Consider the following 18,325-nt stretch of genomic DNA (forward strand, 5'->3'; position numbering starts at 1 on the left):
GTCCCGCCGCCGCCCGCGCAACCTAAGCGCCTATGCAGCGCCTTTGCCCATCTCAACCGCGTGTTCATGAACCAACTCACTACCTCCCTCCTGCTCACGGGTCTATTGGCAGCTGCCGCGACTCCGGCCCACGCCCAAAAAGCTTCTCCAGAAACAGAAGCCGTGCAGCAAACCGTTAATGCTTTTTTTGACGGCATGCGACGGGGCGACAGCACCGCCGTGCGCCGCACGCTGGCCCCGGCGGCCGTTTTCCACGACTTTGGCGGCAAGGCGGGCCAGCCGCCCACCCTGGAAATCGAATCCATCAACGGCTTCCTGAAAGCCGTGGGCACGCCTCACCCCGCCGTCTGGGATGAGCGGATTACGTTCGAGCGGGTGCTCATCGATGCCAGTCTGGCCAGCGTGTGGACACCTTACGAGTTCTATGCAGGCAGCAAATTCAGCCATTGCGGCTACAACTCGTTCCAGTTAGTGAAGCTGGCCGACGGCTGGAAAATTGCGCACATCATCGACACGCGCCGCAAGGAAAAGTGTAAGTAGCCAACTGTAATTTTGGCTAAACCCAACCCCGCGCCCCCATGGAACCCAAACGCTACCCCAGGCAACTTTCGCGCGGTGCCAACAATGCGGCCATAGCCATTTCCGAAACCGAAGTCGGCAAATTATTCAACGACGATACCCGCTCCGATATCGGCTCAGAAGCCGAGAAAATGCGCTTCGCCAACGAAGTAAACGGGCTGGTAGTAAAATTCCTGCGCCTGGAAACCAACGAAGCCCTGGGCGCCGACATGCTGGTGATGGAGCGCATCTACCCCATCGATTTCCGGGCCTACGAAGTGGAAATGCGCGAAATCTGGTTCGACGTTTTCGCCGATGAGCTACGGGCGCTGCATCAGGCCGGCTTCGTGCACCGCGACCTGCTGCGTCCCTCCAACCTACCCGGCGACCGGTACGACAACATCCTTCTCACCCAGCAAGGCCTTCGCCTGATTGACGTGGGCATTTCCGTCTTGCAGCGGCAGGTGGGCGAGTCGTTTTTCCGGGCCTACGTACAGCGGGAGTTGGAGGAGTTGGAGGTGTTTCGGACGTTTTTTTTGGAGCGGTAAAATAGTTGTTCAGTAACGGGAGAAACTATTGTGCTGTTTTCACCAGATGCACAAAAATCTTCCGTCCACGAATCGAAAAAAATGTACCCCAGGTATTTATAGTACCTTCCAAAAGAACTGGCTTGGTTACTTCTGAATCTGTTTCAATCTCGCTTATAATCTGGCTTTTCAGTTTCTCTCCTAAACCAGAAATTTCTTTGTGATTCAGATTTAAAGACCACGCCTGAAGGGCATCAATTTCATCATCTGCCCTAACTTGGGAGACGTATGTTCCTCCATTGAAGTCCATCACAATGGTGAATAGGTCCATGTTCGCTTGAATATCACGCTCCCGCCGGCTCCCCCACCACTTCCTTCTCAATCCACTTGCCATCCTCGCGCATGAGCTCAATAAGCTCATCCACGGCGGCTTCCTCGGGCACGGCTTTCTTGATGACTTCCTGGCCGCGGTAGAGGGAGATTTTGCCCTTGCCCACGCCCACGTACCCGTAGTCGGCGTCGGCCATTTCGCCAGGACCGTTCACGATGCAGCCCATGATGCCGATTTTGATGCCCTTGAGGTGGTCGGTACGCTTGCGAATCATGGCTGTGGTTTCCTGCAGGTCGAACAGGGTGCGGCCGCAGCTGGGGCAGCTGATGTATTCGGTTTTGCTCATGCGGGTGCGGGCTGCCTGTAGGATGCCGAACGAAAGCTGATTGAGCATGTCCATGTCGCGCAGCCAGTCTTCCTGGGGCCGGTCGACGGGCAGCATGCGGGCGCCCAGCACCACGCCATCGCCCAGGCCATCAATGAGCAGGCCGCCCACATCGGTGGCGGCGTCGAGCTGGGTTTTCTCCACCGACTCCGGCCCGTAGAACCGGGCAATGACGACCGGGCAGGTCACGCCATGATTAATCAGCTCGAAGAAGGCCCGACGCAGGTCGGGCATGGCGTGCGGGTTGGGCGTGTCGAGCACCAGCACCACGGTGCGGTCGGTGCGCAGGTAGTCGAGCAGGCGCTGGTCGAGGGCATTTGGCTCAAGTATCAGGAAGTTGAGTTGCGGGTGACGAGCGGCGGGCGTGTCTTCCAGGTAAGAGCCCGCCGTCATCAGCGGGAAGTGGTCGAGGCGGCGGCCGGCATCTTTCCAGGCCGTGTAGGTGACGACTTCCTTCAGGCCGTTGGGCAGCATGTATGGCACCGGCCGCTCGCCGGTGTAGATGTAGTCGGCCCCGAGGTCCGACATTTGAAATTTGTCCAGAAACGGCGAATACAGGTGCCCGGCGGCGCGCAGGTCGGCGTACTCGCGGCGCGGCAGGCGCGACAAATCCGATATCACGCGCGGCACGTTCAGCCCGCCGAAGTTGGCCACTTCGTGAGTGGTGCGGCGGTGGTACTGGAAGGGGTCGATGGGCTCCTCGCTCACCAGCGGCCGGATGGGCTGGGCCACCGCGGCCCGCCCGGTGTAGCGGTCAATGAGCAGGCGGGCCACGGGCGCCTCGGCTTCGGGGGCTTCGGTGAGGCTCACGCGCACGGTGTCGCCGAGGCCGTCTTCGAGCAGCGTGCCGATGCCCACGGCGCTCTTGATGCGGCCGTCTTCGGCCTCGCCGGCCTCCGTCACGCCCAGGTGCAGCGGGTAGGGCTGCAGGCCTTCGGCATCGAGCTTTTGCACCAGCAGGCGGTAGGCCTGCACCATCACTTGTGTGTTGCTGGCCTTCATGCTCAGCACCACGTCGTAATAATTTTCTTCTTCGCAAAGGCGTAGAAACTCCAGCGCCGACTCCACCATGCCCAATGGAGTATCACCATACCGGCTCAGAATCCGGTCGCTCAGCGAGCCGTGGTTGGTGCCGATGCGCATAGCAGTGCCGTACTGCTTGCAGATTTTCACCAGCGGCCGGAACCGCTCGCGGATGCGTTCCACCTCGGCTGCGTAGGTGGCGTCGGTGTATTCAATCTCCTCAAATTTCTTTTTGTCGGCGTAGTTGCCGGGGTTCACGCGCACTTTCTCCACGATGCGGGCGGCCAGCTCGGCGGCGTTGGGCGTGAAGTGAATGTCGGCCACCAGCGGCACGTTGCAGCCGCGGGCGCGCAGCTGCTTCTTGATTTCCAGCAGGTTCTGGGCCTCTTTCATGCTGGGCGCGGTGATGCGCACGTATTCGCAGCCGGCCTCCACCATGCGTAGCGTCTGCTCCACCGAACCCAGCGTGTCCATCGTGTCCACGGTGGTCATGCTTTGCACGCGGATGGGAAAGTCGCCGCCCATGGGCACGCCGCCCACGTTCACTACGCGGGCTACGCGGCGCTTGTACTCGGTCAGGCTGGGGCAATACGTTTTGTTCATGAGCGAAAAACTACGGTCGGAAGGCGAAAGTTGCGCCGTAGCACAAAGGTAAAGCGGCGGCAGGCGGCAGCACAGGCTGGCTACCTGTGGATGATTTGCGGTTTATAAAAACTCGTCACCAACCCCAAACGCCTAAAGCAGGTATATGATTTTGAAGCGCTTAACATTCCTAAAAAACTATATTCCAGCAACATGAACGAAGAAAACAAGCTCAGCCGCCGCGACCTCATCAGCGGATTGGGCGCCAGCTTGGCGGTGGCAGCCGTGGCCCCGGCGCTGTCGGCGCAAGGCGCAGAGGTGCCCGTTGCGGCACCCGACCCCATGGTCAATCCGATGAATAAGTACCCCAAGCCGCCGTTCAAAGGACAGTCGCAACCCTGGCCCGGCCTGGCCAGCCAAATGGACCCGCGCCCCGACCACGGCGAAAAAAGCTACAAAGGCTCGGGCCGCCTGCAAGGCCGCAAGGCCCTGATAACCGGTGGCGACTCCGGCATGGGCCGCGCCGCCGCCATTGCCTACGCCCGCGAAGGCGCCGACGTGGCCATCAACTACCTGCCGGCCGAGGAGGCCGACGCCAAAGAAGTCATTGCCCTAATAAAAGCCGAAGGCCGCAAGGGCATCGCCATTCCCGGCGACCTGCGCGAGGAGGCCTTCTGCCAGCGGCTGGTGGCCGAGGCCGTGCGCCAGCTCGGCGGGCTCGACATCGTGGTGAACAACGCCGCGCGGCAGCAGCAGCGCCAGTCCATTCTGGAGCTGACGAGTGCTGACTTTGATGCCACCATGAAAACCAACATCTACGCGCCGTTCTGGATTATTAAAGCGGCCCTGCCTCACCTGCCAGCCGGCGCGTCCATCATCGGCACGGCTTCGGAGCAGGCATACGACCCCTCGCCCAACCTCTATGACTACGCCCAAACCAAGGCCGCCACGATGAACTACGTGAAGTCATTGGCTAAACAGCTCGCGCCCAAAGGCATCCGGGTGAACGCTGTAGCGCCCGGCCCCATCTGGACGCCTTTGCAAGTAAGCGGCGGCTCGACGCAGGAAAACCTGAAAGAGTTTGGGGCCAAGTCGCCCATGGGCCGGCCCGGCCAGCCGGCCGAGCTGGCGTCCATTTACGTGCAGCTGGCGGCTAATGACGCGAGCTATACCACGGGGCATGTCTACGGGGCTGCGGGCGGCGGCGGCCAGCCGTAAGCAGCCATTTCACCGCCCTGCAATCAACACTATGCAACCTCCCACAGACCCCGGCTGTTTGTGGGAGGTATCTTTTTATCAGGCATGAGCATTCCAAAATCTATTGCATTGGCGGCGAGCATCCTCCTATCAGCGCCGACCTTCGCGCAAAACGTCGCCGTTGTCAAGTTTCCGGAGTTGCAAAAGCGGCTGGCGCGGCCCTCTGACACCACCTACGTGGTGAATTTCTGGGCTACCTGGTGCGCCCCCTGCGTTAAGGAGCTGCCAGGCTTCGAGCAGTTGCGGGCGGCCAACGCGGGCAAGAAGGTGAAGGTGTTGCTGATTAGCATGGATTATGCCTCGCAGCTTGATAAGAAAGTCAAGCCCTTCGTGAAGCAGCGCGGGCTAAAATCGGAAGTGCTGCTGCTGAATGAGTCTGACCCGAATTCATGGATGGACAAGCTGGATGCGAAATGGTCGGGTGCGCTGCCGTTCACGCTCATTGTCAACAACAAAACCAAGCAGCGCGCTACATTTGAGCAGGAGCTTTCGCAGGCAGAGCTAACCGCCGCTTTGCAGAAATTTCCGAAATAGGTATTTTTAATCATCACCTTTTACCGCCAAATCTCATGAAAAAGCTCCTGCCCTACTTCACGCTCTGTTTTGCCCTGCTGCTGAGCAGCTTCATTGCCCGTCCCACCGCCGACGGCTACCAAGTGGGCGACAAAGCCACTGATTTCAAGCTGAAAAACATCGACGGCAAAATGGTGTCGCTGGCCGACGACAAGACCGCCAAGGGCTACATCGTGGTGTTCACCTGCAACACCTGCCCCTTCGCCAAAGCCTACGAAAGCCGCATCGTGGACCTGAACACTAAGTACTCGCCTAAAGGTTACCCCGTGGTAGCCATCAACCCCAACGACCCGGCCGTGGCCCCCGGCGACTCCTACGCCGACATGCAGAAAAAGAAGTACGCTTTCCCCTATCTGGTTGATGAATCGCAGCAGGTGGCCAGAACCTATGGCGCCACCCGTACGCCCCACCTTTACGTTCTCACCCGCCAGGGCAACGACTTCGTGGTGAGCTACATCGGCGCCATTGATGACAATTCGGAAGACGCTAAGCTGGTGAAAACGAAATATGTCGAAAACGCCATGACCGAAATCCTGGCTGGCAAACCCGCCACCACCAATTCGACCAAGGCCATCGGCTGCACCATCAAGTGGAAGCGGGCGTAGGCTAACGTCAAGTCTGCCAAAAACCGCCTGTCATCCTGAGCGCAGCGAAGGACCTTTTCACGTCAGAGAGCTCAAGCGTGAAAAGGTCCTTCGCTGCGCTCAGGATGACAGGCGTTTATTATTATACTTTCACCTCCAGCACAATTTTCCCGATATGTGCGCTGCTCTCCATTAGCTTATGCGCCGCCGCTGCCTCAGCAAGCGGGAATGTTTGATGGATAACCGGCCGGAATTTGCCCACCGCAATCAGCGGCCAAACGCGCTTTTTTACTTCCGCTGCAAGCCCTGCTTTAAACTCAGCGGAGCGCGGACGCAGCGTGCTGCCCGTGATGCTCAGCCGCCGCCGCATCACTTCCAGCGCGTTGAATTCGCCATTGCCGCCTTGCATGGCATTTACGAATACCAGCCGGCCGTCGTCCTTGAGCAGGCGCAGGTTTTTGGCGGTGTAGTCGCCGCCAATCATGTCCAGGATGACGTCGGCGCCTTCTTCGTTGAGAACTTGCTCAAAGTCCTCGGCTTTGTAGTTGATGGCCCAGTCGGCGCCCAACTCGCGGCAGGCGCTGCACTTGGTCTCGTCGCCGGCGGTGGCGGCTACCCGGCTGCCCAGCGCCCGTGCCAGCTGAATGGCCGTGGTGCCAATGCCGCTGCTGCCGCCGTGCACCAGCAGCGTCTCGCCCGGCTGCAGGGCCCCGCGCTGAAACACATTGTGCCAGACCGTAAACACGGTTTCGGGCAACGCAGCCGCTTCCACCATGCTTAGTCCGGTCGGCACAGGCAGGCAATGACGAGCATCAACCACCGCATACTCGGCGTAGCCGCCGGCAGGCAGCAGGGCGCACACCGCATCGCCGGGTTGCCAACGCGTGGCATCGGCCCCGCAGGCCTCCACAGTGCCGGCTATTTCCAGGCCGGGCACCATGCCGGCCACGTCGGTTACGCCACCGTATTTGCCCTGCCGCATCAGCACGTCGGGCCGGTTCACGCCCGCGGCCTGTATGCGGACCAATACCTCATGCGCCGCTGGCTGGGGCAGCGGCTGCTCCTGTAGCTGCAGCACCTCCGGACCACCCGCCTGTTGAATAACAATTGCTTTCATGGAGAAAGAATAGGTAAGCCGCGCCATCTGTTTGCGCGAATGCTTACTAACGAAAAACGGCTCCGAAGAGCCGTTTTATTGTCCGCGAACAGAAATTTTGTGCTGGCTTATTTATCAGCTTGCGCTTTCAACTCTTTTAGCTCACGTTCCAAATCCAGCGTGCGGAACATCACCTTGGCCTCCAAATCGGAATAAGCAGCTTCCAGCTGCTCGCGCATCTGGCGCTGTTCCTGGATGTCGGTGCAGGTACCGAACCACGCAATGATGCGCCCGTCTTCGCCGCGGCGCGGCAGCGCCTGACCCAAAAACCACCGATAAGCACCATCTCGCCCCTTAAAACGGTATTCGATGTTATAATCGTCGCCGGTGGCCAACGAGTGACCCCACACTTCGCGGGCCCGGGCGCGGTCGTCGGGGTGCAGGAGGTTGTTCCACATATCGGGCCCCACACTGCCAGCCAGGTCGTAGCCGGTGTAATTAATCCAGCGTTGATTGAAGTAAGTATGGAAGCCCGTGGGGTCCGTTATCCATACCAATTGCGGAATCATGTCGGCCAGAAACGTAAACTGTTCAGGACCCACTTGGCCCTGCGAGGCACCGGTCGGCAGCGCTTCGGCGGGCAAAGGATTAGCGGAAGGCGAATTACTCACGAACAAAGAGGAAATTGAGGTTCGGAAAGAATGGGTTAAGCGCGATTCAACTGCATTTCCATGCCCGAGGCAAAATACAGGTTCAGTTGGCTGTGCAGGCCATCGGCCGAGCGGCGCAGGCGCGTCACCAGGGCTCGGGTGGCCTCGTTGGGCAGTTCAAAACTCAGGTACGGCCGGTTCAGAATCTCGTCGCGCATCACGGCCCATTGGCCGGTTTGGCTAGGGCCCGGCGGAATGGGCTTGGCCTCGAGCTGGCCGGGGGCCAGCACCAGCCGCGCGGCCCGCGCCAGCGGGCTGCCGGGGTCGTTGTGGTTCAGCACGCGGTTGGCCACCTGCCACTCGCCACCGAAGTACTCGTCGGGCGATTGTTGTAAATTTATATCCAGCAGCAAATCTGACATAGAAGGAAAAGATACCTAAAGGGCAACAACTTAACAGGTAATACGGCTCCAGGTTATTAAGTTGGATGCTAAACGCGATTTTTAATTAACTTTTAATTAATCGCGCCGCAGGGCTCACCGCCGGGCTTAACCCAAATTGCAGCCCCTGCGTTCCTATCCGGCCAGTAAAAATAGACAGGTGCTGCCAACTGCCGCGTTACATGAAAAAACCCCGCTTTCTTCCCACGCTCATGAGCGCGGCCCGTTTCACCGGTCTGGCCGCCTGGCAAACCGGCCGCCTGTTTCGCCAGTTGGCCGCCCGCGCCCTCGACAGCGTGCAGGACGTGCTGCGGGCCGAAGTGGAGAAAGGCAACCTGAAGCTGGTGGCCGACTTTCTGGCCGATAAAGCCCTGCCCGCCGCCCGCGTGCTGCTGCTGGAGCAAATGACCACGCGCCTGCTGCTGCGCCTGGGGTTGCGCGGCGCCCTGGCCTCCAATGTGGTGGGCTGGGTGCTGCCCTTCGTCATCGAAAAGCTGATTGTGGCCGGCCACAAAAGCGGCCTGTTCGACAAGCTCAAGGCCAATGCCACCGTCAGCGAAGCCCTCGACAAGCTCGACGAGCTGCGCAGCGCCACCTGGCGCTTGCTGGTGCCCGACCCCGGTAGCGGCGCCGAAGTGGTAGAAGACGAAGAGGACGCCCAAGCCCTGCGGATGCCATTGCTGCTCGGACCCTCCGACCCCGCCACAATAGCCAAGTAACCTAACTCCCCGGTTCACGTATCAGGACGTATTCCAACTACCCGCAATCGTTTGCGGCCGACGGCCAAAAAAAGGCGCCTCACGGAGGCACCTCTTTAAAAACCGGGGCGCGGCGAGAATTCCCACCCAACACCGGACCCGATTCCGTCCGTCAGGAACTACCGGCTGAACAACAGCTCACGGTACTTCACCAGCGGCCAGTCCTCGTCGGCCACCATCTGCTCGAGCTTGTCTACGGCGCGGCGGATGAGGTCGAATTTTGGTTTAACCTGCTCGCAGTAGGTCACGGCGATTTCGCGGCCGTCTGCGATTTTGTTGGCTTGCTTGCGTGCCTCCGTCATAGCGTCGGCATTGGTTTTAATGGTAGCTACGTGGCGCGAGATGGCCTTAATCATTTCCACGGTCACCTGGCTGTGCTCGTCGTCGAGCCCGAGCTCGCGCAGGCCGCGCACGTTGTTGATTAGCTTGGTTTGGTATTGTAACGCAGTCGGGATGATATGGTTGATAGCCAGGTCACCCATCACGCGGCTTTCAATCTGAATTTTCTTCATGTAGTCCTCGAGCAAAATCTCGTGACGGGCATGCAATTCAACTTGCGAAAATATACCATGGCGGGCGAAAAGTTCCTCTGACTGCTCCGTCACCAGCGCGTCGAGGGCCTGGGGCGTGGTCGGAATGTTGCTCAGGCCGCGACGAGCAGCTTCTTCTTTCCATTCGTCGGAGTAGCCATTGCCCTCAAAACGAATGTCTTTTGAAGTGATGACGTAGTCGCGCAGCACTTCCACGATGGCTACTTCTTTTTTCTTGCCCTGGTCAATCAGCGCGTCTACCGAGGCTTTGAAATCGATGAGCTGGTCGGCAACAATGGTGTTGAGCACCGTCATGGCCGAGGAGCAGTTGGCCGACGAGCCCACGGCGCGCAGTTCGAACTTGTTGCCGGTGAAGGCGAAGGGCGAGGTGCGGTTGCGGTCGGTGTTGTCGAGCAGGATGGCCGGAATCTTGTCGATGCCCAGCTTGAGGTAGATGTTGTCGCCTTTATCGAGCGGCAGCTTGGCGGTGCGCTCCAACTCGTCGAGCACCGAGTCCAGCATCGAGCCCAGGAACACCGACATGATGGCCGGCGGGGCCTCGTTGGCGCCCAGGCGGTGGTCGTTGCTGGCCGAGGCAATGCTGGCGCGCATCAGGTCGCCGTAGCGATGCACGGCCTTGATGGTGGTGATGAGGAAAGCCAGGAATTGCAGGTTCTCCTTGGGACGGCGGCCGGGGGCGAGCAGGTTCACGCCGGTGTCGGTGCTCATCGCCCAGTTGTTGTGCTTGCCGCTGCCGTTCACGCCGGCGAAGGGCTTCTCATGCAGCAGCACTTTGAAGTTGTGCCGCTCGGCCACGCGGTCCATCACGTCCATCAGCAGCTGGTTGTGGTCCACGGCCAGGTTGGCATCCTCGAAGGTGGGGGCGCACTCAAACTGGTTGGGGGCCACCTCGTTGTGGCGGGTGCGCAGCGGAATACCGAGCAGGTTGGCCTCCTCTTCAAACTCCAGCATGAAGCCGTGCACGCGGGCCGGAATCGAGCCGAAATAGTGGTCGTCGAGCTGCTGCCCTTTGGCCGGCGTGTGGCCGAATAGGGTGCGGCCGGTCATCACGAGGTCGGGGCGGGCGTCATACAAGGCCTTGTCAACCAGGAAGTACTCCTGCTCGATGCCCAGGGTGGTGTTCACGCGGCTTACGTCTTTGTCGAAGTACTGGCAAACCTCCACGGCCGCCTTTTCCAGCACACCCAGCGACTTCAGCAGCGGAGCTTTGTAATCGAGCGCCTCACCGGTGTAGGCCACGAAAATGGTGGGGATGCACAGCGTTTTGGCGCCTACGGTTTCGATGATGAAGGCGGGCGAGGTGGGGTCCCAGGCGGTGTAGCCGCGGGCCTCGAAGGTGTTGCGGATGCCGCCGTTGGGGAACGACGAGGCATCGGGCTCCTGCTGCACGAGGGCCGAGCCCTTGAAGTTTTCAATCGGTCGGCCGTCGGAGTTGAGGTCGAAGAAGGAATCGTGCTTTTCGGCGGTGGCACCGGTCAGGGGCTGGAACCAGTGGGTGTAGTGCGTGGCGCCCTTGGCCATGGCCCAGGTTTTCATGGCCGAAGCCACGGCGTCGGCCACGTTGCGCTCTACGGTAGCGCCCTGCTTGATGGCGGCCTGCAGCTTTTTGAAATAGTCGCCGGGCATGGTGGCCCGCATGGCTTCCAGGTTGAACACGTTTTGCCCGTAGCTGTCGGAGCGGCGGGCGGCAGCGGGCACCACGGTGATAGGGCGGCGCTGGTTAACGAGTTCGAGGGCTTTGAAGCGAAGGGTGGCCATAGCGTAAAGAAACGACGGGGGCTGTTGAAAAGACGACTTATAATTTCTGGGGCAAAGATAAAGATGCAATTAGCTTTTGTTGCCCCCAACCCTAAAAATTTACCCCCTCTCTCGATAAAAACATCTTTTCTATTGCCTACCCCCTTTCAAACTCAAGAAAGCCCAAACCATTTCCAAGAAAAGAACGGTCTGGCAAAGAAGGCGGGTTACATCAGCATGGCTGTGTACGAAGGTTATCTTTGCCGCGTGAAAAACCGCTTTGCGTTTCAGCCGCGCTACTTCCTGTTTTGGCTGCTTTTTTTTGGGTTGGGCCGGGCGCTGTTCTTGAGTTATGAGCACAATGCCGCAAAGCAGCTTTCGTTCAGCACACTGGCGGCCACGTTTGGCTATGGATTGCGGTTGGATGCTTCGGCGGCGGCTTACGTGTGCCTGCTGCCTTTTGTGTTGTTTATAGTGGGCAGCCTCGTGCCCAAGCTGCCCTTGCGGGGGCTGATTAATGCGTATTCAGCTGCGGTGGGGGCTTTGCTGGCCTTGCTCACGGTGGTTGATTTGGAATTGTACCGCACCTGGGGGTTTCGGCTCGATGACACGCCGCTGCAATACCTCAACTCGCCGGCCGAGATGACGGCCTCGGCTGGCAGCGCGCCGGTGGCGCTGCTCCTGGCGCTATTGACCGGTTTGGGGCTGGCCAGCTGGTGGCTGTACCGGAGAGTAGTAGGACGGCTGCCGGAGTTGCCGCTGTGGTTCGGCCGCGGGCGGGCGGCGCTGGCCAGCCTGCTTTACGCGGCGCTGCTGGTGGTGCCGCTGCGGGGCGGCACGCAGCAGATTCCGGTAAACCAAAGCGACGTATACTTCTCGCGCATTGCCTTTGCTAACCATGCGGCCCTGAATGCGCCCTGGAACTTCATGAATGCGCTGGTGCGGCGAACCGAGGAACAGCCGCTGGTGCCTTTTATGGCCGATAGTACGGCCCGGCGGCTGGTGGCAGGCCTGTACCCACGGGCTGTGGGCGCCGCAGCGCCTGCCGACTCGGCCGTTTCGGTGCTCACGACAACGCGGCCGAATGTGCTGTTCATCATCCTCGAAAGCTTCACGGCTAAGCTGGTGGGCAGCGTGGGCGGCGAAAAGGGCGTGACGCCCAACCTGGACAGCCTGGCGCGCACGGGCATCCTGTTCGATAGTATTTACGCAGCCGGCGACCGCAGCCAGAAGGGCTTGGTGTCGCTGCTGTCGGGCTATCCCAACCAGCCCACCACAAGCATCATTAAGTTTCCGCGCAAAACGGAGAACCTGCCGCACCTATGCCGCACGCTGGCCACGGCGGGCTACAGCTCGGGCTATTATTATGGGGGTGAACTGGCCTTTGCCAACATGAAAAGCTACCTGCAAACGGCTGGCTATGAACACCTGACCGAGCGCGTCGACTTTGCCGCCGCCGACCAAAACTCGAAATGGGGCGCGCACGACGGCGTGCTGTTCAACCGCGTGCTGAGCGACCTGGCCCGGCAACGGCAACCGTTTTTCGTGACGGCCTTCACCCTGAGCAGCCACGAGCCGTTTGACGTACCGATGAAAACCCGGTTTCCAGGCCAGACCGAGGAGGACTTGTTTCGCAACTCGGTTTTCTACACCGATTATGCTTTGGGAGAATTTCTCCAAAAAGCCCGGCAGCAGCCGTGGTACGCCAATACGCTGCTGGTGCTCGCGGCCGACCATGGCCACATCTTGCCCGGCAATTCATCTAACCAGAGTCCACAGAAGTTTCACATCCCGCTGCTGCTGGCCGGCGGCGCCATCCGGCCCGAGAACCGGGGCCGCGTGGTGAGCACCATTGGCTCGCAAACCGACGTGGCCGCCACGCTGCTGCATCAATTGCACCTGCCCGCCGCTAATTATGTGTGGAGTCGCGATTTGCTGACGCCGCGGGCCACGCCCTTCGCTTTCTACACCTTCAACAACGGGTTCGGGGTGGTGTCGCCGTCCGGAATTGCAACCTATGACAACGTGAGCCGGCATACTTGGGAGCGCGACGCTGCCGTGCCCGATGCCCAGGTGCGCCTCGGCCAGGCGCTGGAGCAGGTTTCATTGGAAGACTTTGCTCGTCGTTAGGCCGGGCCGCTGCGGCGCGTTTTGGCCCCCGGCCGTACCTTTGCGCCCGCTATGCCTACCCCCCAATCCGTCGCCTTTTATACCCTCGGCTGCAAGCTGAACTTTTCCGAAACCTCGGCCATTGGCCGGCAGTTTGAGGATAAGGGCTTTGCCAAAGTCGCTTTCGAAGCCGGCGCCGACCTGTACGTTATCAATACCTGCTCCGTGACCGACCACGCCGACCGCAAGTGCCGGAAGGTGGTGCAGCAGGCCCTCAAGCACAACCCCGAGGCCTTTGTGGCCATCGTAGGCTGCTACGCCCAGCTCAAGCCGCAGGAAATCGCCAGCATTCTGGGCGTGAGCGCCGTGCTGGGGGCCGCCGAGAAATTTCAGTTGGTTGATATTCTGGTTGATTTCAAGAAGCCGGCCGCCGGGCAGCCGGGCGCGGTGCACGCCTCCCCTATCTCGGAAGCTACCGAGTTTGTGGCCGCGCACTCGTTTGGCGACCGCACCCGCACCTTCCTCAAGGTGCAGGACGGCTGCGACTACTCCTGCTCGTTCTGCACCATTCCGTTGGCGCGAGGCGGCAGCCGCTCGGGCAGCGTGGCCAGCGTGGTGGAGCGCGTGGAGAAGCTGGCCGAAACCGGCGTGAAGGAGATTGTGCTCACCGGCGTAAATCTGGGCGACTTTGGCTTGCAGGGCCCCGAGCGGGAGCGCCGCGAAGACTTCACCCAACTGGTGAAAGCGCTGGATGGGGTGAGCGGCATCCGCCGCTTCCGCATCAGCAGCTGCGAGCCCAACTTGCTGACGGATGATATTCTGACCACCGTGGCCGCCTCCGAGCGGTTCATGCCGCACTTTCACATTCCGCTGCAAAGCGGCTCCGACAAGATTCTCGGCCTCATGCGCCGCCGCTACCGCCGGGCGCTCTACGCCCAGCGCGTGGCCCGCATCAAGGAACTGATGCCGCACGCCTGCATTGGGGTAGATGTGATTGTGGGCTTCCCGGGCGAAACCGACGCCGATTTTCTGGACACCTACAACTTCCTGAACGAGTTGCCCATTAGCTACCTGCACGTATTCCCCTACTCGGAGCGCCCCGATACGCTGGCGCCCAGCCTGCCCGGCCGGGTGCAAGACCGCGTGCGCCACGAGCGCACCACGCAGCTGCGCAGCCTTTCGGAAAAGAAGAAGCGCTACTTCTACGAGCAGCACCTGGGCCTGGAAACCGACGTGCTGTTTGAAGACGACGTGACCGATGGCCGCATGGAAGGCTTCACGCCCAACTACATCCGCGTGGCGGCCAAGTACGACCCGCTGCTGGTAGGCGAAATGAAAACCCTGCGCCTCTCGGCCGTGAATGCACAGGGTTTGATGGAAGCAGAGGAAGTGGGCATTCTTGTTTAAACCACGGATTAGTCGGATTTTTTGGATTAATCGGATTTCGTGGACTGCTTTACGCGGCTTACAATGCGAAAAAAGGCCACTCTGTGAGTGGCCTTTTTCCATTTGAAAGTTTTCAACCGGTTTTAGTTGAGCCGTCTACAAAATCTGATTAATCCAAAATTCCGACGACGAATCCGCCGTTCAGACCATTGCCTGCCGGGCCATGGCCAGCATCTCGCGCAGCATCTGCTGCTGTTCCAGCAAATGCTGGTTGCGCAGCTCGGCCATAGCTAACTGGTGCTGCATGTGCTGGGCATGGAGTGCAGCCGAGATGTAAGCTTCAGGATTCGGGGTAGCTGCTGGCGCAGCTGCGGCGTTGGCCACGGGGGCCACAACAGGTGACGCCGCTACGGCCGCCGCCGGAGCAGGTGCGGGTGCAGGTTCAGGTGCGGCGACTGGCGCTGTTGCTGCCTCAAAGGGTGCAACGGTACTTTGCGCTGCCGTTGCTGGAGCGGCTTGGTGTGCTGGAGAAGCAGGCGCTTCAGCAGCATTGGGAAATGCAGTCGCTTGTGGCGCGGGTGCATGTCCGTTTAGTGCTGGCGCGGCAGAACGGGCAGGTTGCTGAGCCGCCGCCGCCAAAGCAATCATGGCGGTAATTTCTTCCGGCTGCAATTGCGTAGCCGCCACCCCGGCGCTGGCGCGGCGGGGGCTTCGAACCTCAATGTCCGAAAGGTCAATGGGCTCTAAGGGCGGCTCGGGCGCTACGAATGCAACGCGGGGTGCCGGTTTGGCGATGGGCTCGCCGCCCACCAGCATGGGTCCGCGGCCCAGCAACAGCCAGTCTCTTGAAACATTTGGGTAGACCTCGAACACCTTGCACAGCAGGTCGTAGCCGGGCTTGTTGCGGCCGTCGATGAGGTGCTGCACCACGCTGGCGGTTTTGCCCAGCGAGATGGCAAAGCTGTTTTTTGTCAGCCCAAACTGCTGGATGAGTTGGGCAAAACGCCGGTCAATGGTTTCAGAAGCGGGAATGGCCACCATGCTTGCACAAATGAGATTTGCGCAAATGTATAAAAGCCTGCGTTGCTACTTGCTTTTAGGCTTTTTCACGGCAGCGGCTTTGGCTAAAGGCACCAAAGGCTGAAGCAACGGTTTCACGTGCAGCCGGGTGTACGGAAACCGGTAAGTGTTGTCAGGTTGAGGTGCCTGGCTCAGGCGATGAAACCCTGCATTGTGAAACAGCAGCAGGGCCGCAGACGTCAGGGCAAAAGTTTCCACATCCGGGTCAGCGGCGGTGAGTGCCAGCACTGCGGCCGAGGTATCACCCACGAACCAGCGCACCCGCCGGGCATTCCAATCCCAGTGAAACACTTCTGTCATTTCGGCTATCGTGGCCGAGTCGGTACGCGCTTCCGCCGCGATAGCCAATGCCTCGGCGTAGCGGCGGTTGATGGCTCCCTGCATTCGACGCACGAGTTGCGGGGCGGGGTCGGCTACCACATCGGCCAGCGCCAGCCGGTGGCCCGTGCGCAGGTCGAAGGTAAAAAACTGCGTGTCAAACGTGTGATGGGCCCCGGTGTATTGCCTGGTCAGACTCAACGAAAGCAGCCCTGCCCGGTTGAGCAGCACGCTATACCAACTGCCGGTAAGGCCGCCACCCGCCGCCGCCCACGTTCGAGTATCGGCATCGTAACAGCATTTCCGCGCCGCCAAGTAAAGTTGCCGCTGCGGCGTAGCCTTGGCATTCACCTCTTCTTCCCCCAACACGCCTCGCAGTAACTGCCGGTTGATAAGCCGGGCCACGGCCGCATCCTGTAGCCGCACCTGCGGCACCTGAAAGCGGCCTGCTTCGCCGGGAGCCGGTACCCGGTATATCTCGGCCTGGCCGACGGCCTGCGCCCTAGCCTCACGCCACGGCCCGCTAGCCAGTATGCACCAGAACGCAAGCTGTTTCACCCTTTTCATCTGCGGTTCTTACTCGTAGCGCAACGAATCAATCGGGTCCAGGGCCGCCGCCTTGCTGGCAGGATAGTAGCCCGACGACAGCCCCACGCCCACGCAGATGAGCAGGCCCAGCATCATCCAGCCCCAGGGCACATAGAAGGACTCTGAGCCGATGAGCTTGGCCACGCCGTTGCCGCCCAGCACACCCAGCACGATGCCCAGCGTGCCGCCCAGCAGGCAAATGACAATGGCTTCGATGAGAAACTGCTGCCGGATTTGCAGCGCTGTGGCGCCCAGTGCCTTGCGAATCCCAATTTCGCGGGTGCGCTCCGTCACGGATACCAGCATGATGTTCATGAGGGCAATGCTGGCGCCCAGCAGCGTGATGAAGGCCATGACGCTGCCGCCGGCCTTCACCTTGCCCGAAATAGAGTCGAGGTCGGCGGCCAACGACTCGCTGCTTTCCACCGTGAAGCTGTCTTCCTGGCCCAGGCGGTCGTGGCGCACGGCGCGCATCTTGCCCGTGGCCTGGCCCATGAGAAAGGCCAGCGTGCCGGGCTTGTCGGTGGCGGTTTTGATGTCGTAGGTGAGGGCGCGCTGGCGGGGCATCTGATTGCCGGTTTCGAGGGGCAGCAGGGCCAGGCGGTCGGCCCCGCCGCCGCCCATGCCGCTGCCGCTTTTCTCCAGCAGGCCCACTATCAGGAAGCGTCGGCCCAGGGCCGACACGTACTGGCCGACGGGGCTTTGCTTGGGAAACAGCTTCTGCTTGATTTCGTCGCCCACTATCAGCACGTTGGCGCCGCTGCTGAGCTCGGTTTGGGAGAAGATGCGGCCTTCGCTGAGGTTGTAGCCTTGGATTTTGAGGTAATTCTCGTCGCCGGCAATCACCTGCATGTTGGGGTTGGTTTTGATGCCGTTGGCTTTCATTTCGGCCGCGCCCGAGATGAAGGCCGACACGCCCACCTGGGCGTCGTCGCCCATGGCTTTTTTGTAGAGCTTGGCTTGCAGGTAATCGATGGGCGGGTATTGCTTGCCCTTCACGCCGCCGCGCTGGAAGCGGTTGGTGTAGCCCTTGGCGTGCAGCTCAAAGGAGTTGGCCCCCAGGCTGGCGAAGGTTTCCGACAGCGCGTTTTTCATAGCGTCGATGCTGGTGAGAATGCCCACCAGCGCAAACAGCCCGATGCTCAGAATCAGGGCCGTGAGGACGGTGCGCAGCAGGTTGGCGCGAATGGAGCGAAAGGCTTCGCGGACGTTTTCAAAAGGGCTCATATATCAACTAAAATCAGCAGTAGTCGGCAGCGGGGTGCGAAAGCTACATCACATGGATGTCCTGTAGAATTACATGCAGCCGGTCGTTGCGCTTTTCCAAATTAAAGGTGGCGGTTAAATCTGAAACGAAACCATTGATGTTCAAATCGTACCAGACGTCTCCTCTGTTCTCGTCAAACCAGCCAATTCCTTCTTCTAAACTTCTTTTCTCGCTGTACCACTCTACTTCCTTCCGCTGTTTAGCCGGTCTTATATTACCGGCACTGTCCACCGCTGTTCCATTATTTAGCAACGTGACCTTGTTCTTGAGTTCATCGCCATATGCTTGAATGATTTCCTTGATTAAAACAGCGGACCAGAAAGGCTCGGCCTCAAGGAAAGCGTATGCTTCCTCATATTTTTCCTGCTCTAACAAAACGGTCCACTGGTCAACAAGACCGATGACTTCTTCACTGGTAGCAGCAGAAGCTAAAGTAGCCGGCATAGCGCTTTGATTCGAAGGGAACAAGGCCGCACCGGTTACCGCAGGTGCTGCCAAAGTGCCCAAAGTTCGGCGGCCGGCGCT

The 18,325-nt window shown here is 60.1% G+C and carries 18 protein-coding genes; 8 read left to right on the plus strand and 10 right to left on the minus strand.

The window, feature by feature from the left end:
• Window positions 1-66 precede the first annotated feature (66 nt).
• Together MTP16_RS18980 and MTP16_RS18985 are read left to right on the plus strand one after the other, a co-directional pair.
• Window positions 67-540 (plus strand): nuclear transport factor 2 family protein, encoded by a 474-nt coding sequence (locus MTP16_RS18980; RefSeq protein WP_243512865.1) that lies wholly within the window; start codon window positions 67-69, stop codon window positions 538-540.
• A gap of 38 nt (window positions 541-578) precedes the next feature.
• Window positions 579-1,106 (plus strand): hypothetical protein, encoded by a 528-nt coding sequence (locus MTP16_RS18985; RefSeq protein ID WP_243512868.1) that lies wholly within the window; start codon window positions 579-581, stop codon window positions 1,104-1,106.
• Between the two features lie 25 nt (window positions 1,107-1,131).
• Here MTP16_RS18985 and MTP16_RS18990 read toward each other — a convergent pair whose 3' ends face one another.
• Both MTP16_RS18990 and ispG read right to left on the minus strand, forming a co-directional pair.
• On the minus strand, window positions 1,132-1,416 hold the full coding sequence (locus MTP16_RS18990) for a hypothetical protein (RefSeq protein ID WP_243512870.1): 285 nt from the start codon (window positions 1,414-1,416) through the stop codon (window positions 1,132-1,134).
• Window positions 1,417-1,429: 13 nt separating this feature from the next.
• The gene (gene ispG, locus MTP16_RS18995) at window positions 1,430-3,427 is read right to left on the minus strand and encodes a (E)-4-hydroxy-3-methylbut-2-enyl-diphosphate synthase (RefSeq protein WP_243512872.1); all 1,998 of its coding nucleotides are present in this window, start codon (window positions 3,425-3,427) and stop codon (window positions 1,430-1,432) included.
• 321 nt (window positions 3,428-3,748) lie between these two features.
• Here ispG and MTP16_RS19000 point away from each other — a divergent pair, with 321 nt between their 5' ends.
• The 3 genes from MTP16_RS19000 (at window position 3,749) to MTP16_RS19010 (ending at window position 5,841) form a co-directional block, all read left to right on the plus strand.
• Window positions 3,749-4,624, plus strand: a complete 876-nt coding sequence (locus tag MTP16_RS19000; protein ID WP_243520092.1) for an SDR family oxidoreductase — start codon at window positions 3,749-3,751, stop codon at window positions 4,622-4,624.
• An 84-nt stretch (window positions 4,625-4,708) separates the two neighbouring features.
• Complete coding sequence (locus MTP16_RS19005) at window positions 4,709-5,197, plus strand: TlpA disulfide reductase family protein (protein ID WP_243512873.1); 489 nt, start codon at window positions 4,709-4,711, stop codon at window positions 5,195-5,197.
• Window positions 5,198-5,232: 35 nt separating this feature from the next.
• Complete coding sequence (locus tag MTP16_RS19010; protein WP_243512875.1) at window positions 5,233-5,841, plus strand: thioredoxin family protein; 609 nt, start codon at window positions 5,233-5,235, stop codon at window positions 5,839-5,841.
• A 121-nt stretch (window positions 5,842-5,962) separates the two neighbouring features.
• On the opposite strand, the gene MTP16_RS19015 is transcribed toward MTP16_RS19010, so the two are convergent.
• The 3 genes from MTP16_RS19015 to MTP16_RS19025 all read right to left on the minus strand — a co-directional run bounded on the left by MTP16_RS19015 (window position 5,963) and on the right by MTP16_RS19025 (window position 7,988).
• Window positions 5,963-6,937: an NAD(P)H-quinone oxidoreductase gene (locus tag MTP16_RS19015; protein WP_243512876.1), complete on the minus strand. Its 975-nt coding sequence runs from the start codon at window positions 6,935-6,937 to the stop codon at window positions 5,963-5,965.
• A gap of 107 nt (window positions 6,938-7,044) precedes the next feature.
• Window positions 7,045-7,587 (minus strand): PAS domain-containing protein, encoded by a 543-nt coding sequence (locus MTP16_RS19020; protein WP_243512877.1) that lies wholly within the window; start codon window positions 7,585-7,587, stop codon window positions 7,045-7,047.
• A gap of 35 nt (window positions 7,588-7,622) precedes the next feature.
• A complete protein-coding gene (locus MTP16_RS19025; RefSeq protein WP_243512878.1) occupies window positions 7,623-7,988 on the minus strand; it encodes a hypothetical protein in 366 nt (121 codons plus the stop codon).
• A 200-nt stretch (window positions 7,989-8,188) separates the two neighbouring features.
• Here MTP16_RS19025 and MTP16_RS19030 point away from each other — a divergent pair, with 200 nt between their 5' ends.
• Entirely contained in the window at window positions 8,189-8,725 is a 537-nt protein-coding gene (locus tag MTP16_RS19030; protein ID WP_243512879.1) for a hypothetical protein, read from the plus strand.
• Between the two features lie 158 nt (window positions 8,726-8,883).
• On the opposite strand, the gene MTP16_RS19035 is transcribed toward MTP16_RS19030, so the two are convergent.
• Entirely contained in the window at window positions 8,884-11,073 is a 2,190-nt protein-coding gene (locus MTP16_RS19035; protein ID WP_243512880.1) for a glutamine synthetase III family protein, read from the minus strand.
• Between the two features lie 246 nt (window positions 11,074-11,319).
• On the opposite strand from MTP16_RS19035, the gene MTP16_RS19040 reads away from it, so the two are divergent.
• Both MTP16_RS19040 and mtaB read left to right on the plus strand, forming a co-directional pair.
• Window positions 11,320-13,182 carry an LTA synthase family protein gene (locus MTP16_RS19040; protein ID WP_243512882.1) on the plus strand — a complete coding sequence of 621 codons (1,863 nt, stop codon included), beginning with the start codon at window positions 11,320-11,322 and terminating at the stop codon, window positions 13,180-13,182.
• 51 nt (window positions 13,183-13,233) lie between these two features.
• On the plus strand, window positions 13,234-14,568 hold the full coding sequence (mtaB, locus tag MTP16_RS19045; RefSeq protein ID WP_243512883.1) for a tRNA (N(6)-L-threonylcarbamoyladenosine(37)-C(2))-methylthiotransferase MtaB: 1,335 nt from the start codon (window positions 13,234-13,236) through the stop codon (window positions 14,566-14,568).
• 180 nt (window positions 14,569-14,748) lie between these two features.
• On the opposite strand, the gene MTP16_RS19050 is transcribed toward mtaB, so the two are convergent.
• Genes MTP16_RS19050 through MTP16_RS19065 form a run of 4 tightly spaced genes read right to left on the minus strand, consistent with a single transcriptional unit; the run spans window position 14,749 to window position 18,244 of the window.
• A complete protein-coding gene (locus MTP16_RS19050) occupies window positions 14,749-15,588 on the minus strand; it encodes a hypothetical protein (RefSeq protein ID WP_243512885.1) in 840 nt (279 codons plus the stop codon).
• A 45-nt stretch (window positions 15,589-15,633) separates the two neighbouring features.
• Window positions 15,634-16,512 carry a hypothetical protein gene (locus MTP16_RS19055; protein ID WP_243512886.1) on the minus strand — a complete coding sequence of 293 codons (879 nt, stop codon included), beginning with the start codon at window positions 16,510-16,512 and terminating at the stop codon, window positions 15,634-15,636.
• A 9-nt stretch (window positions 16,513-16,521) separates the two neighbouring features.
• Entirely contained in the window at window positions 16,522-17,760 is a 1,239-nt protein-coding gene (locus MTP16_RS19060; RefSeq protein WP_243512887.1) for an ABC transporter permease, read from the minus strand.
• A 43-nt stretch (window positions 17,761-17,803) separates the two neighbouring features.
• Window positions 17,804-18,244, minus strand: coding sequence for a YciI family protein (locus MTP16_RS19065; RefSeq protein WP_243512888.1), 441 nt, complete (start codon window positions 18,242-18,244; stop codon window positions 17,804-17,806).
• Window positions 18,245-18,325 lie beyond the last annotated feature (81 nt).

Source organism: Hymenobacter monticola, from assembly GCF_022811645.1.
Taxonomy (GTDB): Bacteria; Bacteroidota; Bacteroidia; order Cytophagales; family Hymenobacteraceae; genus Hymenobacter; species Hymenobacter monticola.

Bases quoted from the DNA above. Each gene is read 5' to 3' on its own strand.
- MTP16_RS19000 (WP_243520092.1), top strand. From the start codon at position 3,749: ATGGTCAATCCGATGAATAAGTACCCCAAGCCGCCGTTCAAAGGACAG.
- MTP16_RS19050 (WP_243512885.1), bottom strand. From the start codon at position 15,588: ATGGTGGCCATTCCCGCTTCTGAAACCATTGACCGGCGTTTTGCCCAA.
- MTP16_RS18980 (WP_243512865.1), top strand. From the start codon at position 67: ATGAACCAACTCACTACCTCCCTCCTGCTCACGGGTCTATTGGCAGCT.
- mtaB (WP_243512883.1), top strand. From the start codon at position 13,234: ATGCCTACCCCCCAATCCGTCGCCTTTTATACCCTCGGCTGCAAGCTG.
- MTP16_RS19035 (WP_243512880.1), bottom strand. From the start codon at position 11,073: ATGGCCACCCTTCGCTTCAAAGCCCTCGAACTCGTTAACCAGCGCCGC.
- MTP16_RS19015 (WP_243512876.1), bottom strand. From the start codon at position 6,937: ATGAAAGCAATTGTTATTCAACAGGCGGGTGGTCCGGAGGTGCTGCAG.
- MTP16_RS19025 (WP_243512878.1), bottom strand. From the start codon at position 7,988: ATGTCAGATTTGCTGCTGGATATAAATTTACAACAATCGCCCGACGAG.
- MTP16_RS19030 (WP_243512879.1), top strand. From the start codon at position 8,189: ATGAAAAAACCCCGCTTTCTTCCCACGCTCATGAGCGCGGCCCGTTTC.
- MTP16_RS19060 (WP_243512887.1), bottom strand. From the start codon at position 17,760: ATGAGCCCTTTTGAAAACGTCCGCGAAGCCTTTCGCTCCATTCGCGCC.
- MTP16_RS18985 (WP_243512868.1), top strand. From the start codon at position 579: ATGGAACCCAAACGCTACCCCAGGCAACTTTCGCGCGGTGCCAACAAT.
- MTP16_RS19055 (WP_243512886.1), bottom strand. From the start codon at position 16,512: ATGAAAAGGGTGAAACAGCTTGCGTTCTGGTGCATACTGGCTAGCGGG.
- MTP16_RS18990 (WP_243512870.1), bottom strand. From the start codon at position 1,416: ATGGACCTATTCACCATTGTGATGGACTTCAATGGAGGAACATACGTC.
- MTP16_RS19010 (WP_243512875.1), top strand. From the start codon at position 5,233: ATGAAAAAGCTCCTGCCCTACTTCACGCTCTGTTTTGCCCTGCTGCTG.
- MTP16_RS19005 (WP_243512873.1), top strand. From the start codon at position 4,709: ATGAGCATTCCAAAATCTATTGCATTGGCGGCGAGCATCCTCCTATCA.
- ispG (WP_243512872.1), bottom strand. From the start codon at position 3,427: ATGAACAAAACGTATTGCCCCAGCCTGACCGAGTACAAGCGCCGCGTA.
- MTP16_RS19065 (WP_243512888.1), bottom strand. From the start codon at position 18,244: ATGCCGGCTACTTTAGCTTCTGCTGCTACCAGTGAAGAAGTCATCGGT.